Below are 18766 nucleotides of genomic sequence, written 5' to 3' on the forward strand. Positions count from 1 at the left end.
CATGGCAGAGACTTCGGCTGAGCCGGGAAGTAATCAGGAGAGTACGTTGAAGCGAACCTTGAGTTCAACGAATCTGATTGCATTAGGGATCGGTGCCATCATCGGAGCCGGTTTATTTGTCCGGACCGCAGCCGCGGCTGGTGGACATGCCGGGCCGGGGGTCACGATCTCGTTCGCCATTGCCGCCTTTGCCTGCGCCCTCGCCGGTTTGTGTTATGCCGAATTTGCCTCGATGATCCCGATTGCCGGTAGCGCCTATACCTACAGCTACACGACCATGGGCGAGTTTATTGCCTGGATTATCGGCTGGGATTTGGTGCTGGAATACGCACTGGGTGCGGCCACGGTTTCGATTGGCTGGTCGCAATACCTGAATGCGCTTTTCTACGATTTTTTCAAGTTTCACATACCCTATCAATGGTGTCACTCGCCGTTTCAGATCAGCGATGGGCTGGGAATGTATGCCGGAGAAGCCGGCGTACATGGAATCATTAACCTGCCTGCGGTTTTTATTCTCCTGATGCTAAGCCTTTTATTGATCAAAGGGACGCAGGAGTCGGCGACTTTCAATAACATTATTGTGATCGTGAAAGTGAGCATTGTCTTACTGATCATTGCGTTGGCCTGGAAATACATCAATCCGGCCAACCACGTTCCCTACCTGATTCCGGCCGATGCCGGAACCGCAACACTCAGCACCGGGCAGGTTCACGATTATGCCGATCCGCTCAACCACGGCTGGCTGGGCGTCCTGCGGGGCGCCGGGATTGTGTTTTTTGCATTCATCGGTTTCGATGCGGTTTCGACCGCTGCGCAGGAAGCCAAGAATCCGCAGAAAGACATGCCTGTCGGTATTTTGGTGTCGCTCGCGATTTGTACGGCCTTGTACATCCTGTTCTCGCACGTATTGACCGGGATTGCTCCGTATAAAGATTTTATTGCACAGGGTGGAGAAGCCTCCGTCGTTTACGCCATCAATCATTACATGCCGGGCCACGAATGGCTGGCTTCACTGGTAACGGTGGCGATCCTGGCCGGTTTTTCTTCCGTTATTCTGGTGATGCTTCTGGGCCAAACCCGTGTATTCTATACCATGAGCAAAGATGGTCTGGTACCGGCGGTTTTCTCCAAACTACATCCGAAATACAAGACGCCCTACCGCTCGCAGTGGGTATTTTTTGTGTTTGTTTCGCTATTTGCTGCTTTCATTCCCGACAGCGTTGTGGGCGATATGACCAGTATTGGAACCCTGTTTGCGTTCGTGCTGGTGTGCATCGGAATTATGATTTTGCGTAAAACCGATCCAAATCTTCCCCGTCCGTTCAAAACGCCTTTGTACATGATCGTATGCCCGCTGGGCGCACTCGTTTGTCTTTCCATGATCCTGAGTCTGGGCTGGGAAAACTGGACGCGTCTGATCGTCTGGATGGCTATTGGCTTGTTGATTTACTTTGTCTATGGTCGATACCATAGCAAGCTGCGGTCTTAGGTTAAAGTTTACAGTATCCGAAAAACTCCTAATACTCGGTAGAGTATTAGGAGTTTTTCATTTATGATGCTTAGCTTTGCGAAAACTTCCCAACCGGGACATGAGCATTGCGGAATTAGCGGGATACATAGCGGCCATTTTTGCCGGAATGGTAATTGGATTGACGGGTGGTGGCGGTTCTATTTTGACGGTGCCTATTTTTGTTTATGTCTTTCAAATTCAGCCGGTTCTGGCTACCACCTATTCGTTGTTTGTGGTCGGCGCTACCTCACTGGTGGGCTCGGTGGAGTATGCTTTCAAAAAACAGATCGATTTTACGGTAACGGCGGCTTTTGCCATCCCTTCGTTTTTCTCGGTATTTATTACCCGGCGGTTTTTGGTTCCGGCCATGCCTGATCCGTTGTTTCAATACCACTCCTTTTCGCTACCCAAGAACGAATCGATCCTCTTTTTTTTCGTTTTTGTCATGATTATGGCTGCGCTGGCGATGATTCGGCAACGCAACCGGGAGGAGAACGATGCGGGCCCACCGCGCCTGGTTTTGCTTTCCCTGGACGGGCTGGGCGTCGGCGTGCTGACGGGAACTATCGGTGCCGGGGGTGGGTTTCTGATTGTGCCGATGCTGGTGTTGCTGGCCGGTTTGCCCATGCACCGGGCTGTCGCCACGTCCATATTGATTATTGCCGTCAATTCGATCGTCGGTTTTCTGGGCGATTTACACCGGAGCGACTTGGATTGGCCTCTTTTGCTCAAATTTACGGGTTTCTCAATGGGCGGAATCGTCCTGGGAGTTTACCTGTCCCGCTTTATCCCACCCATGCAACTGAAGCGGAGTTTTGGCGGTTTGGTACTGGCGGTAGCGGTTTATATTCTCGTAAAAGAAATTGATACGTTATGATGATCGAACAATTGTATACCGGATGTCTGGCGCAGGGGGCGTATTACATTGAAAGTGAGGGCGAAGCGGCCGTGATCGACCCCCTGCGTGAAACCGCTCCTTACCTGAAAAAAGCCGACCGCAACGGAGCCCACATCAAATACGTTTTTGAAACCCATTTCCACGCCGATTTCGTCTCCGGGCACATCGATCTAGCCAAAAAAACCGGTGCGGTTATTGTGTATGGCCCGAATGCCCAAACCAGCTTTGAAGCCCACCACGCCCGGAATGGTGAACTATTTGCATTGGGGAAAATAACTATCAAAGCCCTGCACACGCCCGGCCACACACCGGAATCGACTACGTATTTGCTGATTGACGAAAACGGGAACAATCACGCCATTTTCACCGGCGATACCTTGTTTATCGGCGACGTGGGCCGCCCGGATCTGGCCATCAAAGGAAACCTGACTGAACAGGATCTGGCCGGAATGCTGTACGATAGCCTGCATACCCAGATTATGCCGCTGGAAGACAATGTCATCGTGTACCCGGCGCATGGTGCCGGATCGGCCTGTGGGAAAAACATGAGCAAGGAAACCACCGACACGCTTGGTAATCAGAAGCGGTTTAATTACGCACTCCGGGCGCAGTCGAAGGATGATTTTGTCAAAGCGGTTCTTGATGGATTGACCAAAGCACCGGCTTATTTTGCGGAAAACGCCCGGCTGAACAAAGAAGGGTACGACGCCATCGACGACGTGATGGAACGCGGAGCCCATGCGTTATCGCCGGATGAATTTGAAGATGCCGTCAACGAAACCGGCGCGCTGGTGCTGGATGTCCGCGACGCTGCGGAATTTGCAGAAAGCTTTATTCCCAATTCGATCAATATTGGTTTACACGGACAATTTGCACCCTGGGTTGGCGCGCTGATCCCGGATCTGAAGCAACCCATTGCGCTGGTAACGCCCGTTGGGCTGGAGGAAGAAACCGTTCTGCGACTGGCTCGCGTGGGCTATGATCACAGCATTGGGTATCTGGCAGGCGGTTTTGCTGCCTGGCCGAAAGCGGGAAAGGAAGTGGATCGCATTGATTCAGTTTCGGCGGAAGACTTTGCGGATCAGTACACGCAGGGCACGGTAGTGGATGTGCGCCGACCCGACGAGTTTGCCATTGAACACGTTGAGGGTGCGAAGAATGTGCCTTTGGACTCGTTAAACGATCACATGGCGGCCATCGATAAAAACCGCCCGGTTTTTATTCATTGTGCGGGGGGCTACCGCTCGATGGTGGCTGCTTCGATCCTGAAAGCCAGAGGGTTTGATAACCTGATCAATGTGGAAGGTGGCATGGGAACGATCAAAAAAACATCCGTCGCTATTTCTTCAACTCATTCAGATCATCCAGCTGAACGGTTTTGAAATGCCGGTAAACCTGCAAAATAATCGCCAGCGCAATGGCCGCTTCGGCAGCCGCAACAACCATAACGAACAAACTGAATAATTGCCCCTGTAGCCGTACCGGGTCATTTTGACCAAAAGCAATCAGGTTCAGATTGACCGCGTTCAACATCAGTTCAATGCCCATCAGCACCATGATCGCGTGGCGTTTCAGCATTACGATGGCCAGTCCAATGCTGAACAAGGCGGCTCCAACGAGCAGAAACAGACCGGAATTGATTTCCATAGCATTCATTTGGTTCTTGACGAAGCCGCAATTGTGGTGGCCCCAATCAGCGCAACGAGCAGCAACACCCCGGTGATTTCGAACGGAATCAAATACTCGGTCATCAGTTGCCGCCCAATCGTATCAACCGTTGATCGGTCGAATTTTTCGCCTTGATTCAACAGCACAAAATTCCCCCGCACGAGCGCCGTGTACAATACACTGAAAATACCGCCCGCAATCAGTAGCGCCCACAACCAGCTTCGGTGTCCGGTTAGAATGACGTTGGGGTGCGTATAATCGGTTTTGGACGCATCGGTTTTGTGCGTCAGCATCACCCCGAAAATAACCAGTACCAACACCCCACCCACGTAAATCATAATCTGCGAAACCGCCAGAAAATCAGCACCCGCCAGCACAAACAAACCCGCCACACCCAGCAACGTCAGCAGCAGGAAAAAAGCTGCATAAAGCACGTTTTTGGTCAGTAAAACCGCCAGGGCTGACCCGAGAGTAAACAGGATGAATAAATAGAAAACAATCTGGACCACTGATTTAATTGATTTTTTTGATGATTATGATTCGTCTTTGGGCGGTTGCTTCGGTTTCATTGTGGGCCGAAAAGCCGGACGCGGTTTAGCCGGTTCCCCCGGTTTTTGCTCATCCACGGGTGGTTCGACTGGTTCCGGTATCGTCGGTATTTCGGCAATCGGTTCCAGCGGTTTGGGTTCTTCAACGGGCGGAGAGGGAACGGTTTTTGGTCGCATGGTCGGTCGGAAAGCCGGTTTAGCGACAACGGGTTTTATTTCTTCTACCGGTTTTTCGGCCGCGGCCTCCGCCGGTTTTACGTCCTCAATGGGCGGAGCGGTTTTCGGTTTTAAGGTCGGTCGGAAAACCGGTTTTGCCACTACAGGTTTGGGCTCTTCCTCAATGGGTTGTCCTGAAGCCGCTGGTTCAACGGGTTTCGATTCTTCGGCTGGCGGAGCGGTTTTGGGTTTTAAAGTTGGGCGGAAAGCCGGTTTAGTGGCAACGGGTTTGGGTTCTTCCGCCGATTTCTCAGCCGCAATTTCACCCGGTTTTGCATCTTCTGTTACCGGAGCGGGTTTGGGTTTTAAGGTTGGGCGGAAAGCCGGTCGGGGAGCGGGCGTTGGAGCAGCCGGTTTTTCCAGCCCTTCCATCGCAATGCGTTCGGCTTCGTCAGGCGTCACATCTGTGAGCGGATGTTCGGCCGCTGATCCTGCCGAATTCTGTTCCGTCAGTGGTTTTTGCGCTTCGTTGGGCGGCTGACTGGCCGGTGTTTTCAGCGTTGGCCGGAAAACCGGGCGTGGTTTGGGTGCCGGAATTTCTGCGGCCGGGGCGGTTTCAACCGGTTCGGCCGCGGGTTGTTGTGCCACGGGCGTAGCCGCCGGTTCTGATTCCGCCGGTTTGGGTGCCGGTTTTATGCCGGGTCGGAAGACCGGTTTTTTCGGGGCCTCCTGCGTCGACGGAGAGGCAGTAGCGGCTTTGTCTGCGGCTTGCTGAGCCTTGATCTCTTCTTTTTCCCGAACAAATTGTTCGTACAGACTACGTTTTTCGTCGGCCTGTTCGGGCGTCAGGTTGGCGTAATGATACGTCATATTGCCCAACTCAAACTCACTAAAGTCGTAGGTTTTAGTCATCGTCAGGCATTCCGTCGGGCAAACCGTCGTGCAAAGGCCACAGTAACAGCACTTTGCCATGTCGATGTCGAACTTCCCGGCGTACAACCGAATGGGCGAACCATCCGACGCCTTGCCGACTTCTTCCGTCGCTTTGATGGCATCGATGGTAATGCAATCGACCGGACAGACTTTCACGCATTTATCACAGACGATGCAATCGTCCATTTCATTGTGCAGCCGGTAGCGTCCATTGTCCGGCACCGGAATCGTCTCGAACGGGTATTGGAGTGTCACGATACCACCATCCTGCCCGAAATAATCCGTTTGCTGGACATTGATCGGTTTCCGGCTCTGGCGGGCGGCAAGTAAATGCCTGAATGTCAGCTTTAAACCCGTCAGTGTCGTCTGGATGCCTTCCTGTATATCTTTAAAATACGGACTCATGGTGGTGTAGATTAGAGAAATTAGAAGAAAGACAAGAGATAAGCTGAAAGTCTCTCATCCCTTGTCTAAACGGTCCGCTGTCGCGGCTCTTTCCTCTCAATATAATTTCGGAAAACGCGCTGGGTCGGCTTCGTTCATCAATTCATAAACCGTATCGAAAATGTCTTCGGTACTGGGTTTGGAGAAATAGTCACCGTCGGAACCGTAAGCCGGACGATGCGCCTTGGCCGAAATGGTTCGCGGAGCGGAGTCAAGATACCGATAGGCGTTTTGTTTTTCAATCACTTCCTGCATCATATAAGCCGAACCGCCACCCGGGCAATCTTCGTCGGCAAACAGAACCCGGTTGGTTTTTTTGATGGATTCCACAATGGAATGCGAAAGGTCGAACGGCAATAGTGTCTGTACATCAATGACTTCCGCGTGAATATCAAACTGGCGAAGCTGTTCGGCCGCTTCCAGCACAATCCGACACATCGAACCGTAGGTCACGATGGTGATGTCGGTTCCTTCGCGCAGGAGTTCCGGCACGCCCAGCGGTACGCAGAATTCGTCCAGATTTTCCGGTAACCGCTCTTTCAATCGATACCCGTTCAGGCATTCGACCACCAGCGCGGGGTCGTCGCCCTTGATGAGCGTATTGTAAAAACCGGTGGCCTGGGTCATGTTACGCGGCACCAGAACGTGCAAGCCGCGCAGGCTGTTGACCATGGCACTCATGGGCGAGCCCGAATGCCAGATGCCTTCCAGCCGGTGGCCGCGCGTCCGGATAATCAACGGGGCTTTCTGACCGCCTTTGGTGCGGTAGTGCAGCGTTGCCAGATCATCTGTCAGCGTCGCCAGCGCATAAAAAACATAATCGAAATACTGAATCTCAACAATCGGTTTCAGCCCGCGCATGGCCATTCCGATGCCCTGCCCAATGATGGTGGTTTCCCGAATACCGGTGTCGGTGATACGCAGTTCGCCGTATTTCTCCTGCAAACCGGCAAACCCCTGATTTACGTCACCAATGAGGCCGACATCTTCGCCCAGGGCTACCACGCGCGGATCGCGGTTAAAAAGACTGTCAAAATACCGTTGCATGAGCTGGTATCCATCGATCAGCGGACTGTCGTCGGAATAGCGGGCGGCAACCGGCGTCACTTTCAATGGAGAGTCCGGTGATTGGCTGTATAAATGAGAACTATACCGTTCTTCGTTTTCGGCATTGGTCCGGTTAAGCCACGTCAGCAATCCTTGTTTGGCTTCACTTTCTTCGGTTCGCAAAAACCGCAGAGCGTGTTTCACGGCGGCCACGGCATCCCGTCGGATGGGTACGTACGTGGTCCGCAATTGTTCCCGAATGGTGGCAATGGCTTTTCCATCCCGGGCGGTTTCTGCGGCTTGTTGCAGCAGCACCAGAGCCTCATCGAAATCCGGTTTCAACGACGCCAAATAAGCGCTCCAGGCTTCCTGCCGGGCGGCTTTGGTGACGCGGGCAGCGTCCCGCTCAATGGTGTCCAGTTCGTCTTCGCTGGCATAGCCATTCTCCAGAATCCAGTGGCGGAAATGCCGGTTGCAGTCATACTGACGCTCCCATTCCAGCCGTTCGGGGGTTTTATAGCGTTCGTGCGAACCAGAGGTTGAATGCCCCTGCGGCTGCGTAACCTCCTGAACGTGAACTAATACCGGAACGTGTTCTTCGCGGCAAATGCGGGCGGCTTTCTGGTAGGTTTCAACCAGGGCCGGATAATCCCAGCCTTTCACCGTCAGAATTTCAATGCCTTTTTCGGTTTCCGTCCGTTGAAAACCGGCGAGGGCTTTCGAGATACTGGCCTTGGTGGTCTGGTATTCCACCGGAACCGAAATCCCGTAGCCATCATCCCAGACCGACATCAGCAGCGGAACCTGCAAAACCCCGGCGGCATTCATGGTTTCGAAGAACATTCCCTGCGTCGTGGATGCGTCGCCAATAGTTCCGAAAATAATTTCGTTACCATTTCGGGAAAACGTCGTCAAAAGATGTAGATGGGTATTCTCACGATACAGCCGCGATGCGTAGGCCAGCCCAATTGATCTTGGAATCTGGCCTGCCGTCGGGGCAATATCACCAACGGAGTTATACAGTTCGGTTTGATTGCGCCACAGACCGTTGTCGTCGAGCCAGCGGGTGGCATAATGACCGTTCATTTGACGACCCGCGGAGTTGGGATCGGCTTCCACATCGGTGTGGGCGTAAAGCTGGGCAAAGAATTCAGTCCAGCGAAGTTCGCCGAGGGCCACTACGAACGTCTGATCGCGGTAGTAACCCGACCGGAAATCGCCGGCTTTGAAGGCATGAGCGGCTGCAAGCTGGGCAATTTCCTTGCCGTCGCCGAAGATGCCGAACTTGGCTCGTCCCCCCATCACCTCACGCCGACCCAGCAGGCTGGCGTGTCGGCTTTCACAAGCCAGTCGATAATCTTGCAGGATTTTTTCCTGCGTCAGCGTATCGGTTGTATTCAATTGTTCGTTTGCAATCACAGAACGGCCACAGTTTTAGAGGTTCTTGTTTGCTCGATTAATTGCCTGTTCAATGATTTGTCGGTGGTTTTCAACCGAATACCTGCACGGAACGATCATTGAACAAACAAAGTAACTCCGGCGATCGGAGTAAAAATAATATAAAGTTTGGCAGCTTTCAAAAAAACGATTTTTTGACTTTCTTTGTTAAGCGAACACATGCCAATATTTAACTGGCAAACCTTTTGTAGCACATAGGATTGTAACGTAGTCTACCTGTTTATTGTAACTAAATTTTAAAAAAGAAATGAAAAAGGCTTTTTCACTTATCGTGGTTTTTTTGGCAATTACGACCATTGCTTTCGCTCAGAAAGGCGTTATTAAATTCACCAAAGAGTCGCACGACTTCGGCAAAGTTCCGCAGGGAACTCCGGTTACGTTCACGTTTGAATTCACGAACACCGGTACGGACCCCGTCGTTATCTCGAACGCTCAGCCCTCTTGCGGTTGCACTACGCCCGACTGGACCAAGAGTGCCGTTTTGCCGGGCCAGAAAGGGTTTGTAAAAGCTACTTACAACGCGGCTGCCATGGGTTCATTCAACAAAAATGTGACCGTTACGAGCAATGCTGAACGCGCATCCATTCCCCTGACTCTGACGGGTGAAGTAACTGCGAAAGAAGCCCAATCGACAGCCGCTGCTTCGCCAGCTGCCCCAGCCGCTGACAAGAACAAGAAAAAAGGCACGAAATAAGAAGTCAAAACGTACTTCAATCCGAATAAAAAATGGCCTCCAGCGCGCTGGAGGCCATTTTTTATTCGGAATTCTGTTGGCCTTAATACCCACCGTATCCCACTGAATTTCCGCGACGGCGGCTGAGTTTCAAATCCTGCAGAATCGTTGATTTCACGCGCAGATCGAAGGAGTAGAAATTGGAACGGTAGCGGTTTCCGGAAAACGGCGTGTAGCTGAAATTCATGTCCCAGCAGTGCAAATCGCGGTGCAGCGTAATCGTGGTGAGCGAAGGTGCTTTGGCCGTAAAGTCAAAACCGGTCTGAAGTGAAACCTTCCACTTGGGCGTCAGACTCAAATCGCCCGTTAGCTGCAAGGTCTGGATAATCTGACTTTCGACCGGGGTCAGCTTCGTTAAACTAAACGTGTAACTCACGTTCACACTCCAGGGAATATTGAAATCGACGTAGTCTTCCGGATTTTTATTGATGTGCCGCAATTCGGCCGCTTCGGTGGGTGTTGTGCCTTCTTTGGGTGCTACTTTGGTCTTTTTGGCGTCTTTGGGAGCAAATTGGGTGCTCAGGTAAAAGTTCATATTCTGCAAATGAGCCAACCCCTGACCAAGATTAATTGCCAGTGTATCAACCTTGTTGATATGGTAGGAATTAATATACGGTCCGCGCTGGAAGAACTCGGATTGATCCGGAACAAAATATACGCCGGTTGGCGTCTTCACATTGTTGGAATACGCGTAGGGATCGAAGGTCGACGAAAAGTTAAAACTGACTTTCTTTAAAATCTGGGTGTTGGCGCTCAAATTCAACGTTGACAATTTGTACTGGGGCGCATACGGGTTGTACGATCCTGACAGGCTGATGTTGTCGAACAACGACACTTTCTCAAATTCACTCTTGGCCGAATCGCTTCGCGCTCGAACCTTCATTTCGATCTGGTTGACAATACTAAAGCTGATGGACGCCGACCGGCCCGTGAAACTGGTGGCCCCGGCGGTTCCGCCTAACCCCCGGTAGCGCGAAACCCGGAGAACTTTCGTGGTGTCGTACGGATCACGGTATTGGCTTAAGGTAGTTGTAAACGTACTTGATAAATCTGGTGTATAACTTACTGAGATAGAAGGCGCAATGGTGTGCCTGATGGCTTCAAGCCGCCCCGCTTTTATGAAAAACGTACCGTAAGCGCGGGTGTTCATCGACGCACTGAAAGACAGAAAATAGGTTGCCGAGATACCGTTACTCGTGTCAACCTGCACGGCTTTCCGATCCGGTAAGTAGGTATATGTCAGACTTTTAGTATATACATCACCACTCAGTGAAATGCCCGGGGTAAAGTTGAGGTATTTGGCGAGTTTGAAGTTGGGCAGCGAAATCGGCAGCGAATACCGGCTGGAAATCTGGGCATTGTTCAGAATGGTAGACAAGTTCGCCAGTGTGAACGGGAAAAGGTTGGAGTTGGTATAAATCTCCTGCCTGCCTATTGTAGCCAGACTATCCCGTATTCGTTGGGCGGTATCACCCCGGATGGGAATATTTGTTACGACCTCAAAGCCCAGATTGGTCTTATCAACCGTTCTGACAGTGTTGTTCAGCGTGGCCTGGGCGTTGAAATCCAGCCCAAATCGGAAACTTTCGTACCACCTGCCGGTGCCGCCTTTCAGCGCAAAGGGCGCAATCTGGGCCACGCCCAAGTTAAAACCGGACGAAATATTGGTCTGGCCGCTTTCCCGCAAACCGGTGGTGGGGTTTAATCGCCCGAAGTTCTGGCTCACGTTCAGGTTGGCCGAGCTCTGAACATATTGTCCGAATTTGCGGCTGTAGTTGACGCCGGAGTTGGCCGCGTTCGAAACGTAGCGGCTCGAGGTAAGGGCGGTATTGAGCTGATTATAACTGTTGCTGCTGATATTGACGTTGGCCGAAAATTGCGAATTGCCGCGCGGCCGGGGCGCGTGCGACCAGATGATGCTGAAGTCGTTACGCGGTTTGGTGACGGTATCGACCAGGGAAGTCGTCCGGTTTCGGGCGTAGGACAGGGCGAAGTTGCCGCCAAACCGGTAGCGTTTCAGGTACTCCGACGACAGGCCCAGCCCCCAGCTTCCGTTGGAGTAAATCTGCCCGCGCAAACTCATGCTGATGTACTGGCTGATGGCGAAATAATAACCGCCGTCGCGGAGGTAAAAACCGCGTCCGTTGGGTTCCTCGCCGTATTGTGGGAAAATTAGGCCCGACGTTCCGATCTCGTTTTTCTTGGGAATCGGGAAAAACCCGAACGGGAGCGCCAAGGGCGTGGGTATGTCATTGATAACCAGATTGAAAGGTCCCGAAATGAGCTGTTTATTATGAACCACCTTGATCTTGCTCGCATTGATGTGGAAGTGCGGAGTGGTCAGGTTACAGGTCGTGTAAATGGCATTTCGGATGTACAGATTGTCTTCAGCGTCTTTTTTGACGGTTTTCCCGCGTACGTTTCCTTCGCCCTGGGCCGTAATAACGCCTTTGATAAACCCTTTCTTGGTTTTGAAATTAAAGCGGATTTCCTGCGTATCATACCGCCCGCTGGCGTCCTGAAAAACCGGTAGTCCGACCATTTTCCGGGCCGTTGAATCGTAGCGGCCGCGCGCGAACACTTCATTGGTGGTCCAGTTGAGCTTGATGTAAGCCGCCGTTAAGTGGATGTCACCATAGTCGACCTTGGCATCGCCGAAAAGTTCAACAATCTGGCCCGTCGCATCGAAGAGCGTTGAATCTTTGGCGGAATAGTTGACGGTTGTTTGTAAATTACTGCCGGTATCGATCGAATCCTTGCGGGTTACACTGAGCGAATCCCGGCGCGTGGTATCCACCCGCACCGAATTGCCGGTAACGGTGGCGGAAGTTGGCGTTGCGGAGCGCGGTGTAAAAGCCGGAATCGTACGACGCGCCGGGTTTTGCTGTGCGTGTAGGAGCAGCGGAAAGACAACGATCAGGCAACAAACCAGATTCCGTATAATAAAGTATGTATTTCTCAGTTTTATCAAAAAAATTATATTTGCTTGAAATACAGCGCTGGCTTACGCTGTCAACCCGCCAGATCAAAGGGTCAGACGGGTTCCGGTTTTACTCCGGTTTACAAAGTTAGTCGCTAACTTCATTCCAATACTGCCTTGAAACGGTTAAACCTGTTAAAAATTATTAAAGTAAAGAGGGTGGTCGCCAAAACGCCCGTCCAAACGATGTTGAATGCAGTCACTTTCCTGATTCCCGTTCTCGGCCTTTTGGCGTTGCCCGCAATGACTCCGGTTGTACCGCAGGATAATCCAAAACAGGATCAGCCGCAACAAACGGAAGTCCGACCCGGCCGTTTGCGAACCGTTGTTCTCGATCCGGGCCACGGCGGCAAAGACCCCGGTACCATGACCAAGCGCAACCGGGAATCGCGGATCGTATTAAAAATTGCACTGGAACTCGGTCGGCTAATCAAAGCCGAATTGCCGGACGTAAAAGTGATTTACACGCGTTCGACGGATGTTTTTATTGAACTCAACGAACGTTCGGCCATCGCCAACCGCAGCAAAGCCGACCTCTTTATTTCGATTCACGTCAACGCCAGTCCCTCGTCCAGCCGCGTAAGCGGAACGGAAACGTATACGATGGGATTGCACAAAACCAACGGTAACCTGGACGTGGCGAAACGCGAAAATGCGGTTATTTTGAAAGAAAGTAATTACAAGGAAACGTATCAGGGGTTTGATCCGGACTCTCCGCTGGCCCACATTATGCTGGCCAACTACCAGCATGCGTTCATGAACAGCAGCGTTGATTTTGCGCAAAAAGTGGAGTGGAGCTTCAAAAAAAATGCCGGGCGACCCAGTCGCGGGGTTAAACAGGCCGGTTTTATTGTTCTCTGGCGGACGACCATGCCCAGCGTTCTGGTTGAAACCGGTTACATAACCAATCCGGACGAAGAACGTTATTTAGCTTCTGAAGAAGGGCAGGATGAAATGGCACATGCCATTTTTCGCGCTTTTAAAGCCTATAAAGACGAAGTCGATGCATCAGAGTAAGTAAGTTGTTGCTAACTTCGCAACGGTTTTTATTGTTGAATGGATAAATGGCTAAAAACCATACTGCCATTCATCCATTCACACTCCGCATGAAAATTTCAAAAGAAGCAAAAGTTGGCATTCTGGCAGTGGTTGCACTGGCGATGCTTTATTTCGGATTTAATTACCTCAAAGGTTCCGATATTTTTTCCCGATCCAACAAATACGTCGTCGTTTATGATAATGTAGACGGATTGACGGCCTCGAATCCGGTGCAACTCAACGGGTTAAGCGTAGGGCGGGTCGACCGGATCGACATTTTACAGAAACAAGGCAATCAACTTCTGGTGACGCTCGATATCGACAAACGCATCGAGGTGGGGCAGGGCTCCAAAGCGATGCTCGCCGATGCGGGGGTGCTGGGCGGTAAAGTCATTATTCTGCAAATTAATCAGTCGGGTAAACTGCTCAACGTGGGCGACACACTCATCAGCGGCAAAGAAGGCGGTATTACGGCCCTGCTCAAAGACAAGGCCCTGCCGGTGTTGAACAGCGTGGATTCGCTGACCATCAACCTGAACCGGATTGTCAAACAGTTTGACCGGACGGGCCTGATTCTGAACAAAACGCTGGAAGGTGCTCAGGCGACAACCGGTGCCTTAAATCAGACGATTGGCGAAAACCGCGAAGGCATCAAGCGGCTGATGACGAACCTGGGCAATCTGTCGGCCTCGCTGGCGGAAACCGAGAAGGAAATTAAACCGCTGCTGACCAAAGCCGGTACCTTTGCCGATTCGCTCAATGCGCTGAAACTAAGCCAGACGCTGGCAACGGTCAACAAATCCATCAGTACGTTGCAACAAATGCTGGCGGATGTCAACAGCGGTAAAGGCACGCTGGGCAAGCTGAAAGGCGACGAAGCCCTGTACAAAAATGTGAACAACGCCACCGCCAGCCTGGATAGACTGCTGACCGATTTCCGCGAACACCCGAAACGCTACGTCCATTTTTCGCTGTTTGGCAAGAAAGAAAAACCGGCAACAACTTCCCCACAGAGTGCGACGATTGTGGTCCCCCTTTCGGATTCGGCTAAATAAATTTACGGTTCACGGTTTTCAGTTTACGGTGGCTGACGCATACCCAAACACAGGAAAGCAACCTTTCAGAAAGCATGCGTCAGCCACCGTAAACTGAAAACCGTGAACCGAATACCCTACGTAAACTGAATAAACCAATGACCCCACTACTGGACGAATTAACCCGTAAAACGGAACGAACGCAACTGGGCGGTGGATCGAAGAAAATCGAAGATCAGCACCGTAAAGGCAAGCTCACCGCGCGCGAACGCATCGACTACCTGATCGATAACGATTCTTCTTTTATCGAAATTGGCTTGTTTGTGGGTGAAGATATGTATGCCGACCACGGTGGCTGCCCGGCGGGGGGCGTCGTGGTCGGGATTGGTTACGTTTCGGGCCGACAATGCGTGATTGTGGCCAACGACGCGACGGTGAAAGCCGGGGCCTGGTTTCCGATTACGGCCAAAAAGAACCTCCGCGCGCAGGAAATCGCGATGGAAAACCGCCTGCCGATTATTTACCTGGTGGATAGCGCGGGCGTGTACTTGCCGCTTCAGGACGAAGTTTTTGCCGATAAAGAGCATTTCGGGCGGATTTTTCGCAACAACGCCCAGATGTCGGCGATGGGCATTGTCCAGATTGCGGCCATTATGGGCAGCTGCGTCGCCGGGGGCGCTTACTTGCCCATCATGTCGGACGAAGCCCTGATTGTGGAAGGAACCGGCTCGATTTTTCTGGCGGGGCCGTACCTGGTTAAGGCGTCGATTGGTGAGGATGTGGATGCCGAAACGCTCGGCGGAGCCAGTACGCACAGCGAGATTTCGGGCGTGACCGACAACAAATATCCCGACGAAAAAAGCTGTCTGGATGCGATTCGCAGCACGTTTGATAAATTGGGTGAACCGGAAAAAGCCGGGTTTAACCGCAGTGCCGCACCGGTTTTGCCCGCCAAAAAACCACAGGAAATTTACGACCTGCTTCCGGTCGACCGCGTCAAACCGTACGACATGCGCGAAATCATTGCCCGGTTGGTGGACAACTCCGAATTTGAGGAATACAAGGAACTATACGGCCAGACGATCCTGTGCGGTTACGCGCGCATCGACGGCTGGGCCGTCGGGATTGTGGCCAACCAGCGGAAAGTCGTGAAAGCCAAAGGCCGGACGGGCGCGGGCGGTGCCGCCGGGCCAGGCGAAATGCAGATGGGAGGGGTGATTTATTCCGACTCGGCCGACAAAGCCGCGCGGTTTATCATGAATTGCAACCAGAAGAAAATACCGCTGGTGTTCTTGCAGGACGTGACCGGTTTTATGGTCGGGAGCCGGTCGGAGCAGGGCGGCATTATCAAAGACGGTGCCAAAATGGTGAACGCCATGGCGAATTCGGTGGTGCCGAAATTTACGGTGGTGGTGGGCAATTCTTACGGCGCGGGCAACTACGCCATGTGCGGAAAAGCCTACGATCCAAGGCTGATTGTGGCCTGGCCCACGGCGCAGATGGCGGTGATGAGCGGGGCATCGGCAGCCAAAACGCTGCTGCAGATTCAGGTGGCGTCGCTGAAAGCCAAAGGCGAAACCATTACGCCGGAGAAAGAACAGGAACTGCTCCAGAAAATTACGAACCAGTATAACGAACAGCTTTCGCCCTATTTTGCCGCGTCCCGACTTTGGGTCGATGCGGTGATCGATCCGCTCGAAACCCGCACCTGGCTATCGATGGGCATCGAAGCCGCCAACCACGCGCCGATCACGAAGGCGTTCAATGTGGGCGTTATTCAGACCTGACTGTAAACCGGTTTTACATTCGTCAAACAATCCGAGGATCCGGCGATTATATGTTTACGCAAAAGACAACGGCGTCGGAAGCGGTAAAAAGCACGATCATGGAAGAATTTGTCGTCAGGCGGCAAATCCGCATCAAGGCGGAGCCCGCAGCGGTTTGGAATGCGTTGACGAATCCGGAAAAAACCAAAAAATACTTTTTTAACTGTGCGGTTTATTCGGATTGGGAAGTGGGCAGCACAATCACGTTTACGGGAAAACTTTTCCTGATCAAATCGATCGAAATGAAGGGCCAGATCCTGGAGATCGAACCCAATAAATTGTTAAAATACACCCTGACCAACGGCGACGCTTCGGACGAGGATACCGGTTTTTCGACCGTGACTGACGAGCTGAGCTACGAAAACGGTGAAACCCTTCTGTCCATTTCCGACAACGTGGGTTCGGGCGAAGGGGCCGAAGAACGGTTTGAACGATCGGAAAAAGGGTGGGATACGATTCTCGAAGGCTTAAAGGAATTGGTGGAAAAAGGCGGGTAAAACCGTATTGTTGAGCGTAGATGAATGAATTAAAATGGATTGGAACGCGGATTTATACACCGAAAAACACGCTTTTGTCTTCCAGTATGGCGCGGGCTTAATTGATTTGCTGGCTCCCAAAACCGGCGAGTCGATTCTGGATCTGGGTTGTGGTTCCGGCGAACTGACGCAGCAGATTGCCGACCGGGGCGCTGCGGTTGTGGGCCTGGATGCGTCGGAGCCGATGATTGCCAAAGCCCGTCAGCAGTTTCCGGCGCTCGATTTTCGGTTAGGCGATGCCACTCATTTCGAATTGCCCGAACGCTTCGATGCCGTTTTTTCGAATGCGGTTTTGCATTGGGTTACTGATTTTGAAGCCGCTATCCGGCAGATAAAGAAGCACTTAAAGCCCGGCGGACGGTTTGTGGCCGAATTTGGCGGGAAGGATAATGTAAAACAGATTACGGATGAAGTTACTCGCCAGCTCCAGAAACGCGGTTATCCGCTACCGGTTTCCTGGTGGTATTTTCCTTCCGTTGGCAGCTATACATCGGCATTGGAAAAACACGGTTTTCGGGTCAACGTTGCCCAGCATTATGACCGGGATACGCTATTGAATGATCCGGAAAGAGGTATCATCGACTGGGTCGAACAATTTGGGGGCAACTTCTTTCCGGGCGTTGATCCGGCTGACCAGGCCTCGATTCTGGAAGACACCCAAAACGCGCTGAAACCAACGCTGTTCCGGGAAGGCCGCTGGTATGCTGATTACAAACGGCTGCGGGTGGTTGCTTCAGTTGAGGGCGTGTAGTGCATCGGTTTGGGCGAATTGGTGTAGGGTTTTGATTACTTTGGGAATGGTAAAATAAATCGTCGTTCCGCTTCCCAGCGTGCTTTCGAGCCAGATTTGACCCCCATAGATGTCGATAACCTTCTTGCAGGTAGCCAGACCGATGCCATTGCCGGAGTATTTGTTGCGTCCGTGAAGCCGTTGGAAAACCTGAAAAATCCGATCAAAATACTGGTTTTCGATTCCTATACCGTTGTCGCTGATTGAAAATCGGTACTGATGGAGGTCTTCCGTGGCCTCAATCCGGATGTGGGGAGGTACGTTGGCCTGGCGGTATTTGAGGGCGTTGGAAATCAGGTTCTGAAAGAGTTGTTTCAGGTCGGTTCGGTGTCCGGTAATGATCGGCAATGGATCAATGTCCAATTTGGCCCCGCTGGTCAGAATCTCCGCTTGCTGTTCTTCCAGAATTTCGTCGACCAACAGCTTCAGATCGACCTGCGTAAACGCGATTTCGCTGCCAATGCGCGAGAAATCGAGTACATCGTTGATCAGATTGCGCATCCGTTCAGCGGCAGCCGTCGAAACGCTGATGAGTCGCCGGGCTTCGGCATCCAGTTGATCGCCATGTTTGGATTCGAGCATTGAGAGATAACTGGCAATGGTTTTGAGGGGCGATTGAAGATCGTGCGATGCGATGTACGCAAACTGCTGCAACTCCTGATTCGAGCGCGTCAGCTCCTGCATGGCTAACTGTCGGTAAGACAATTCCCGGTCGTATTCTTTCGACGTTCGCAGCCCGACGGCTTCGTTAAAATACCGGATCAGCGCCACCACCGTAGCCACCGACACCACCGCCGTCAGGAAGCGGATCAGGGCATTGATGCGGTAGGCCGGAATCCAGAACATGGCGGCATCGATGAGGTGCGTCAGGCCACAAAACAGAATAAAAGCGCCGAAGAGCCAGAAAACACCCGCCAGCGGAACGCCTTTTTTGATGAAAATAAACCGGATCAAAATCAGGGGAATGGCCATGTAAGCCAACCAGATCGTCAGGTCGGAAATGATATAAAGCCAGCCGTGAAAATCGGTCCATTGGCCGCAATACCAACGGGGTGGCCAGTCGCTGGTATCGGCCAGTCGTTTAAAAAAATCGAAGAATTGTTCCATCGCTCAAATCGTACCTGAACAGTAAACAGATTGTTGGGCAAACAAGACTTCATCCTCTCC

15 protein-coding genes are annotated in these 18766 nt (G+C 52.0%); 9 read left to right on the forward strand and 6 right to left on the reverse strand.

Features of this window, described 5'->3' with window-relative positions:
• Window position 1: 1 nt before the first annotated feature.
• From EHT25_RS14240 to EHT25_RS14250, 3 genes are all read left to right on the forward strand, one after another.
• Window positions 2–1489: an amino acid permease gene (locus EHT25_RS14240; RefSeq protein ID WP_310588750.1), complete on the forward strand. Its 1488-nt coding sequence runs from the start codon at window positions 2–4 to the stop codon at window positions 1487–1489.
• 100 nt (window positions 1490–1589) lie between these two features.
• The gene (locus EHT25_RS14245) at window positions 1590–2387 is read left to right on the forward strand and encodes a sulfite exporter TauE/SafE family protein (RefSeq protein ID WP_124875545.1); all 798 of its coding nucleotides are present in this window, start codon (window positions 1590–1592) and stop codon (window positions 2385–2387) included.
• The gene (locus tag EHT25_RS14250) at window positions 2384–3790 is read left to right on the forward strand and encodes an MBL fold metallo-hydrolase (RefSeq protein ID WP_124875547.1); all 1407 of its coding nucleotides are present in this window, start codon (window positions 2384–2386) and stop codon (window positions 3788–3790) included. The genes EHT25_RS14245 and EHT25_RS14250 overlap by 4 nt, the downstream gene beginning before the upstream one ends.
• Here EHT25_RS14250 and nuoK read toward each other — a convergent pair.
• The 4 genes from nuoK to EHT25_RS14270 form a co-directional block, all read right to left on the reverse strand.
• The gene (gene nuoK, locus EHT25_RS14255) at window positions 3747–4055 is read right to left on the reverse strand and encodes an NADH-quinone oxidoreductase subunit NuoK (RefSeq protein ID WP_124875549.1); all 309 of its coding nucleotides are present in this window, start codon (window positions 4053–4055) and stop codon (window positions 3747–3749) included. The two genes, EHT25_RS14250 and nuoK, sit on opposite strands and share 44 nt — an antisense overlap.
• A gap of 5 nt (window positions 4056–4060) precedes the next feature.
• Complete coding sequence (locus EHT25_RS14260) at window positions 4061–4585, reverse strand: NADH-quinone oxidoreductase subunit J family protein (protein WP_124875551.1); 525 nt, start codon at window positions 4583–4585, stop codon at window positions 4061–4063.
• Between the two features lie 24 nt (window positions 4586–4609).
• Window positions 4610–6118, reverse strand: coding sequence for a 4Fe-4S binding protein (locus tag EHT25_RS14265; RefSeq protein ID WP_124875553.1), 1509 nt, complete (start codon window positions 6116–6118; stop codon window positions 4610–4612).
• A 96-nt stretch (window positions 6119–6214) separates the two neighbouring features.
• Window positions 6215–8623 (reverse strand): alpha-ketoacid dehydrogenase subunit alpha/beta, encoded by a 2409-nt coding sequence (locus EHT25_RS14270; protein WP_185731363.1) that lies wholly within the window; start codon window positions 8621–8623, stop codon window positions 6215–6217.
• Between the two features lie 286 nt (window positions 8624–8909).
• Here EHT25_RS14270 and EHT25_RS14275 point away from each other — a divergent pair, with 286 nt between their 5' ends.
• Window positions 8910–9356 carry a DUF1573 domain-containing protein gene (locus tag EHT25_RS14275; protein WP_124875555.1) on the forward strand — a complete coding sequence of 149 codons (447 nt, stop codon included), beginning with the start codon at window positions 8910–8912 and terminating at the stop codon, window positions 9354–9356.
• 82 nt (window positions 9357–9438) lie between these two features.
• On the opposite strand, the gene EHT25_RS14280 is transcribed toward EHT25_RS14275, so the two are convergent.
• On the reverse strand, window positions 9439–12366 hold the full coding sequence (locus tag EHT25_RS14280) for a putative LPS assembly protein LptD (protein WP_229311537.1): 2928 nt from the start codon (window positions 12364–12366) through the stop codon (window positions 9439–9441).
• Between the two features lie 195 nt (window positions 12367–12561).
• Between EHT25_RS14280 and EHT25_RS14285 the strand changes: the two genes are divergently transcribed.
• The 5 genes from EHT25_RS14285 (at window position 12562) to EHT25_RS14305 (ending at window position 17560) form a co-directional block, all read left to right on the forward strand.
• Window positions 12562–13392, forward strand: coding sequence for an N-acetylmuramoyl-L-alanine amidase family protein (locus EHT25_RS14285; RefSeq protein ID WP_124876136.1), 831 nt, complete (start codon window positions 12562–12564; stop codon window positions 13390–13392).
• Window positions 13393–13481: 89 nt separating this feature from the next.
• Window positions 13482–14468, forward strand: a complete 987-nt coding sequence (locus tag EHT25_RS14290) for an MlaD family protein (RefSeq protein ID WP_124875557.1) — start codon at window positions 13482–13484, stop codon at window positions 14466–14468.
• 137 nt (window positions 14469–14605) lie between these two features.
• Complete coding sequence (locus tag EHT25_RS14295; RefSeq protein WP_124875559.1) at window positions 14606–16234, forward strand: acyl-CoA carboxylase subunit beta; 1629 nt, start codon at window positions 14606–14608, stop codon at window positions 16232–16234.
• Between the two features lie 50 nt (window positions 16235–16284).
• A complete protein-coding gene (locus EHT25_RS14300; RefSeq protein WP_124875561.1) occupies window positions 16285–16770 on the forward strand; it encodes an SRPBCC domain-containing protein in 486 nt (161 codons plus the stop codon).
• Between the two features lie 34 nt (window positions 16771–16804).
• The gene (locus EHT25_RS14305; protein WP_124875563.1) at window positions 16805–17560 is read left to right on the forward strand and encodes a class I SAM-dependent methyltransferase; all 756 of its coding nucleotides are present in this window, start codon (window positions 16805–16807) and stop codon (window positions 17558–17560) included.
• On the opposite strand, the gene EHT25_RS14310 is transcribed toward EHT25_RS14305, so the two are convergent.
• Window positions 17543–18706 (reverse strand): sensor histidine kinase, encoded by a 1164-nt coding sequence (locus EHT25_RS14310; protein WP_124875565.1) that lies wholly within the window; start codon window positions 18704–18706, stop codon window positions 17543–17545. The two genes, EHT25_RS14305 and EHT25_RS14310, sit on opposite strands and share 18 nt — an antisense overlap.
• Window positions 18707–18766: the final 60 nt, after the last annotated feature.

Source organism: Larkinella rosea, from assembly GCF_003858635.1.
GTDB lineage: Bacteria > Bacteroidota > Bacteroidia > Cytophagales > Spirosomataceae > Larkinella > Larkinella rosea.